Origin of the sequence: Pseudomonas sp. PA-7-1E (assembly GCF_021605325.1) — a bacterium.
Lineage (GTDB): Bacteria > Pseudomonadota > Gammaproteobacteria > Pseudomonadales > Pseudomonadaceae > Aquipseudomonas > Aquipseudomonas fluorescens_BV.
In genome coordinates this window covers 1-6,700 of record NZ_WKFA01000102.1, presented here as the reverse complement: position 1 = coordinate 6,700, position 6,700 = coordinate 1, and the positions used below count along the sequence as shown (strand labels likewise).

General features: G+C 59.9%; 7 protein-coding genes. All 7 read left to right on the top strand.

The genetic code is table 11. The annotated features are described in order from the left end of the window. The coding region (locus GIW79_RS29095) for a hypothetical protein (protein WP_236477470.1) at positions 1-287 on the top strand (287 nt) is incomplete at its 5' end. Between the two features lie 6 nt (positions 288-293). Continuing rightward, the gene (locus GIW79_RS29090) at positions 294-632 is read left to right on the top strand and encodes a phage tail protein (RefSeq protein ID WP_054917172.1); all 339 of its coding nucleotides are present in this window, start codon (positions 294-296) and stop codon (positions 630-632) included. Between the two features lie 9 nt (positions 633-641). Continuing rightward, the gene (locus GIW79_RS29085) at positions 642-1,394 is read left to right on the top strand and encodes a phage minor tail protein L (RefSeq protein WP_054917170.1); all 753 of its coding nucleotides are present in this window, start codon (positions 642-644) and stop codon (positions 1,392-1,394) included. Positions 1,395-1,396: 2 nt separating this feature from the next. Beyond that, positions 1,397-2,152, top strand: a complete 756-nt coding sequence (locus tag GIW79_RS29080) for a C40 family peptidase (protein WP_236455341.1) — start codon at positions 1,397-1,399, stop codon at positions 2,150-2,152. A 32-nt stretch (positions 2,153-2,184) separates the two neighbouring features. After that, complete coding sequence (locus GIW79_RS29075; RefSeq protein ID WP_236455343.1) at positions 2,185-2,607, top strand: hypothetical protein; 423 nt, start codon at positions 2,185-2,187, stop codon at positions 2,605-2,607. A 55-nt stretch (positions 2,608-2,662) separates the two neighbouring features. Next, positions 2,663-3,256, top strand: a complete 594-nt coding sequence (locus GIW79_RS29070; protein ID WP_236455345.1) for a tail assembly protein — start codon at positions 2,663-2,665, stop codon at positions 3,254-3,256. A gap of 59 nt (positions 3,257-3,315) precedes the next feature. Next, positions 3,316-6,700 (top strand): host specificity protein J (locus GIW79_RS29065; protein ID WP_236477469.1); only part of this gene is annotated, 3,385 nt, incomplete at its 3' end.

The window sequence follows — 6,700 nt, the reverse complement described above, 5'->3', positions numbered from 1 at the left end:
TGATGGGGGAGGCTGGGCCAGAGGCAATCATGCCGCTGACCAGAACAGCGAGTGGTGCTCTTGGTGTGAGGGCTGTTGGTGGCGGCTCTGGCGCTATGGGCGCTCCTGCCCAGATAAATGTGACCGTGACTGTCGCAAGTGATGGGACTACCAGCGCTACAGCGGATGACCCCGCATATCAGCAGTTCGGGAAGGATCTCGGTGATTTTGTTGACCAGCGTTACCGTCAGCTGATTCGCAAGGACCTGGGGCAGGGCGGCAGCATTAAAAGAGCAATCAGTGGGTAATCAACTATGGCGCTTGAAAGGTTCACCTGGTGCCCGAGGACTGACCCGCAGGGCCAGGCAAAATTCCGGGTCCGCACCAAAGGCTTTGGCGATGGTTACGCGCAATCGGTAAGCGATGGCATCAACAACAAATCGCAGTCCTGGCCGCTCACGTTTCTCGGTGATGGCATTCGCACCAAGCAGATAATGGACTTCATCGACGCCCATAAGGGCGCCAGGGGCTTTTTGTGGACGCCGCCGCTTGGTGAGCTGGGGCTGTACAAATGTGATGGATATCAGCTCACACCCCACGGCGCGGAAAACTACACGCTCACCGCAACCTTCGAACAAAACTTCCAACCCTAAAGGTTATATATGGCACTGATCGCGGACATCCAAAAACTGGAGCCCGGCGGCGAGATTCGCCTGTTCGAAATCGACGGGACTGAATACGGCGCCGATTATCTGCGCTTTCACGGGCACGCCATACCGCACACGCCGGATGAGCTTCTGGCTTATGAGGGGGTGGAAGAGGAGCTCCCAGCCAAGTCGATCTGGTGGCAGGGTGCCGAGTACGCCGCCTGGCCTGTGCAGGTTGAAGGTATTGGCTCTAACAGCGATGGATCGGCTACCAGGCCAACGTTCGCCGCCGGCAACATCAATGGGCGTGTCACAGCGCTGTGCCTGGCATTCGAGGACATGCTCAAGTTCAAGCTGACCGTTCGCGAGACGCTGGCCCAGTACCTGGATGCGGTGAATTTTCCAGAAGGTAACCCAACGGCCGACCCTACCCAGGAGGCGCTGGAGATCTGGTACATCGACCAGAAAACCAGCGAAGACGGCGAGGCGGTGGTCTGGGAGTTGTCCTCACCGGGCGAGATTGATAACCACGGGCTGCCTGGGCGACAGATGACGACCTTCTGCCACTGGGCCATGACCAACGGTTACCGCGGGCCGGACTGCGGCTATACCGGCCCAGCGATGTTTGACGACGAGGACAACCCAACGACCGATCCCGCACGGGACCAATGCAAGGGCTGCCTATCGTCCTGCAAGCTGCGCTTCGGCGAGAACAACGAACTGTCATTTGGTGGATTTCCCGCCGTTTCCCTGATTGCCCGGAGCTGACCATGCGCAAACACATCGTTGCGGCGATCCAGGCGCACGCTGCCGCCGAGTACCCGAGAGAGTGCTGCGGTCTGTTGCTTGCCATGGGCCGCGCGCAGAAGTACTTCCCCTGCAAGAACATCTCCACGGAGCCTCACGAAGAGTTCAGGCTTGATCCAGAGGACTACGCCGCTGCGGAAGACCTGGGCGAGGTGATCGGCATCGTCCACTCCCACCCGGACGCCACCAGCCGGCCGTCACCGCACGACCTGGCCATGTGCGAGGCCACGGCGCTGCCCTGGCACATTCTCTCCTGGCCCGAAGGAGACCTCAGGTCGATCACGCCGTCTGGCGCCGTGCCGCTGCTCAAGCGTCCGTTTGTTCATGGAGTTTGGGACTGTTGGGCTGTATGCGCAGATTGGTATCAGCGCGAGTGGGGGCTTGAGTTTGAAACCTTCCAGCGCATCGATGGCTGGTGGGAGAGGGCGGAAAACCCCAGTCTTTACGAACAGCATTACGATGCTGCCGGCTTCGTGCGCGTAGACAGTCCTCAGCGCGGTGACATGATCGTTATGCAGGTTGGCCGTACGGTGCATCCGAACCACGCAGGCATATACCTGGGCACCGATCCGGCGCTGCCTGGTGAGGAATCCGCTACCTTCGGCCCTGGGCCATTCATGCTGCACCACCTTTACGGCAGGCCGTCCGAGATCATCGTCTACGGTGGGCCCTGGCATGACCGTGCACGCCTGATTCTTCGCCACCGTGACGCTTGGTGATACAGTCGGTATTTTCAGGGCGAGGATCGATCATGCGGATTTTGATAGCGGCGGTAGCGGTGGCGATGCTGGCGGGGTGTGCCTCATCGGCGATATCGGTTAGGGATGCGAAGCCGGTCCCGTCCGATGAGCTTTACGCCTTTCAGTCAACGCCCTCGGGTGAAAGCGGAAAAGTCACGGTTGTGCGCGACTCCGGCGCAGTTGGCTCGGGCTGCGATATCGTCGTGTATGTAGATGGACGCAAAGCGGCGAAAATAGGTACAGGTCAACGGGCTACCTTCTTCCTTCCCCCTGGCTCACCGAGCCTCGGTGCGGGTCTCGCAGGTTCTGGTCTATGTGCTGGCGCGGCCATCCGTACCATCGCAGCCACCGTGCAACCCGGAAAGGAAAGCCTCTACAGGATCAGCGGCGATATAGGCGGTTTCTACATAGGCCCTTATGTCGACTACAACTGAAAAGCGAAATTCATGAAGCCGCCTCCGGGCGGTTTTTTTACGCCAGGAGAAAGCTATGCAGGCCTCAGCAATCAATTACCAGCCACTGACAACCATTCGCCTGCACGGGCAGCTCCGGCAGTTCGGGGAGTCGTTCAGGCTCGCCGTAAAGTCCCCGGCCGAAGCCATTAAGGCGCTTTGCGTACAGATCCCTGGTTTCGAGCGCTTTCTGTCGAACGCAAAATCACGCGGGCTTGAGTTCGCAGTCTTTCGCGACAAGCGCAACATCGGAGAAAAGGAGCTGACCTACAACGGTGCCGGTGACATTCGCATTGCCCCAGTGGTGGTGGGCAGCAAGCGCGGCGGCATTCTTCAAACGATTGTCGGTGCAATACTAATCGTGGTCGGGGTGATCTTCTCGGCCACTCCTTTCGGCACACCGCTCATAGGTGCAGGCATCGGGCTTGTCGCTGGCGGCGTGATCCAAATGCTCAGCCCTCAGGCTGGAGGACTCAAGACCAGCGCCGCGCCCGAGAACACTCCCGGCTACGCATTCGGTAGCGCCAAGAACACCACTGCCTCGGGCAACCCGGTACCGCTGTGCATCGGCGAGCGCCGCTGGGGTGGGGCGATCATCAGTGCCGCCATATACGCCGAAGATCAGATGTAGCCGCAACCAACAACACTGCAGCCGCCCACGAGGCGGTTTTTTATTGCCTGGAGAAAAAGATGGGCGACGACAGCAAGATCGACATCCACGGCGCGAAGGGCGGCGAAGAGAAGCCAAAAACGCCGACAGAAGCCCCCGATAGTCTGCGGTCGGTTGCTGTCGCCAAAATGCTGATCGCCGTGGGCGAGGGAGAATTCGAAGGCTCGCCGACAGCCCGAGACATCTACCTCGACAATACTCCGCTGCAAGACCCTCAGGGCAACATGAACTTCCCGAACGTGAAATGGGAGTGGCGCACCGGGGCTGTGGACCAGACCTATATCCAGGGGATCCCGTCGGTCGAGAACGAGACCACTATCAACACTGAACTGCGCAGCGGAACTCCGTGGGTTAGGGCGATCAGCAACACTCAGCTTTCCGCTGTGCGCGTGCGGTTTGCCTGGCCGGCGCTTCAGTCCGTCGATGCAAATAACAACATCAACGGCTATCGCATTCAGTACAAAGTCGAGTTGGCAACCGATGGCGGGGCTTACCAAGAAGTCTTGAACGAGGCGGTAGATGGGAAGACCACAAACCTATACGAGCGTACCCGTCGAATTGACTTGCCGAAGTCCACCACCGGCTGGCTGATGCGCATAACACGGTTGACGGTAAACCAAAATAATCCGGGCAAGTTTTCGGACATCATGCAGATCGCCGGTTTCACCGAGGTGATTGACGCAAAGATCCGCTATCCAAACACCGCGCTCCTATACATCGAGTTTTCCGCCGAGCAGTTTCGCAGCATTCCGGCGGTAACCGTCGGCTGTAAGGCTCGCAAGTGGCAAGTCCCAAGCAACTACGACCCGGTCTCGCGCACATATAGTGGTGTCTGGGATGGAACGTTGAAGGAGGCTTACACCAACAATCCTACCTGGGCTACTTACGGCATCACCATTGCTGACCGCTTCGGCCTAGGCCGCCGCATCAAGCCGTGGATGGTGGACAAGTGGGAGCTGTACCGAATCTCGCAATACTGCGACCAACTGGTGCCGGACGGGAAGGGTGGCCAGGAGCCGCGCTTCCTCTGCAACTTGAACCTGCAAAGCAAGGCCGATGCCTGGTCACTGCTGCGCGATATCTCGGCGATTTACCGAGGCATGACCTACTGGGCCCAGGGCCAGGTGTTCACGCTCTCGGATATGCCGCGTGCCACTGACTTCGACTTCGCCTACACCCGGGCAAACGTCATCGACGGCAAGTTCACCTATTCCAGCGCGTCAGAGCGCACACGCTTTACCCGGGCGCTGGTCAGCTACGACAACCCGCTGAACAACTACGACACTGACGTCACCGCCGTGACCGATCAGAAGCTGCAGCGGCGCTACGGCGATAACCCGCTGGAGATCAGCGCTATCGGCTGCACTCGCGAATCGGAGGCCCAGCGCCGAGGTAAGTGGGCGCTGCTGACCAACTCCAAGGATCGGGCCGTAACGTTCAAGGTTGGCTTGGATGGCCGTATCCCGCTGCCTGGGTACGTGATCCCGATTGCTGACGAGCTGCTGGCTGGCCGCGCCATTGGCGGTCGCATCTCCGCGGTGAACGGCAAGGTCATTACCTTGGACCGCGACACCCAGGCAAAACCAGGTGACCGGCTGATCCTCAACCTGCCAGACGGCAAGTGTGAGGGGCGCACCGTGCAACTGGTCAGCGGTCGGCAGGTTACCGTCACCGTGGCTTATTCCGTTGTGCCTGAGCCTGAGCTAGTGTGGGCACTGGATGCTGATGACTTGGCTGTCCCGCTTTACAGGGTGGTCAGCGTTGCCAGGCCAGAGCCAGGCGTGTTCGAAATCTCGGCCGTGCAGTACGACCCGAGCAAGTTTGCGCACATCGATACGGGTGCGCGCCTGGAAGAGCGCCCGATCAGTGTTGTCCCGATCACCGTGGTACCACCGCCGGCCAGCGTCACGCTGACGTCGAGCTACGCGGTGAACCAGGGCATTGCCATCAGTACCATGAACATCTCGTGGCCAGCCGTCGCTGGCGCCGTCGCCTATGACGTGGAGTGGCGCAAGGACAGCGGCAACTGGATCAAGGTGCAGCGTACCGGCTCGACGAGCGTTGATGTCACCGGCATCTACTCGGGCGCCTACCTGGCCCGAGTGCGCGCCGTTAGCGCGTTTGAAATCTCGTCGATTTGGAAAAACTCCAGCCTGACCAACTTGGAAGGCAAGACCGGCTTGCCGCCGGCGGTGTCGTTCCTGACCACCACCAGCGAGCTGTTCGGCATTGGCATCAAGTGGGGCTTCCCTGCTGGCGCCGAGGATACCCAGCGGACCGAGCTTTGGTATGGCCCGGCGAATAACCTGCCGGCCGCGACGAAGCTGGCCGACCTGGCATATCCGCAGGCCGACTACCGGATGCAGTCTCTGCTGGCTGGCGCGACGTTTTTCTTCTGGGCGCGCCTGGTGGACCGTACTGGCAACATCGGTCCGTTCTATCCGGTGGTGAATGGGGTGATGGGCCAAGCCAGTTCGGATGCTGGGCCGATCCTTGAGCAGATCAAGGGGCAGATCGACGAGACGTCCCTGGGGCAACTGCTCAACGAGCGCATCAACCTTATCGACGGCAACGGCCCTGGTTCGGTCAATGGGCGCATCGAAGCGGCCAAGGATGAGCTGGAAGGTTTGATTGACCAGATCGTCGACGCACTGGAATACGATCCTGCGAAGGCGTACGCGCTTAACGATATCGTGCGCATGGGCCAGCACCTGTATCAGGCCAATGGCCCGGTACCGGCGAACAACCCACCACCGAATGCCACCTATTGGACCGACATCGGCACGGTAACGCAGACGGTTAATGCCCTGGTGACGCAGGTTCAGCAGAACTCGGCGACGATCAATCAGCACGGCCAGGACATCACCGCCCAGGCCTCGCAGCTCAATGCGGTGAAGGCCACGGTCAACGATCCGGTAACCGGCGTGGTTGCAACTGCTATAGGGCTGAGCACCCTAGAGGCATCCGTTGAAACGCTCGACGGCAAGGTCACCACCACGGCGCAACGGGTCGACGGCATTTACTTGCAGGTCAACCCACCGCTTCAGGGTGACGACACTGCGCTTATTGGCTCAGAGGCCGGCTACGTAGGAGTGTGGTCCGTTCAGTCCGCTCTGATCGAGGGCGACCTGGTGCAGGGACAGAGAACCGACACAGTGGAAGTGAAGGTTGCCAGCAACGCCGCTGCGGTCATAGCGGAGCAAACCGGCCGCATCAATGCCGACAGCGTGTTGGCGTCCAGCATTGAAACGGTCAAGAACTCGGTCAACGGCAACACACTGGCTATCCAGACCAACACCACGGCAATTCAAACGGTCGATGGCAAGGTCACGGCGAACTGGTCGGTGCGGATGCAGTACGAAACTGCCACTGGCCTCTACAAGTACGCCGGTATCGGGCTTGGGC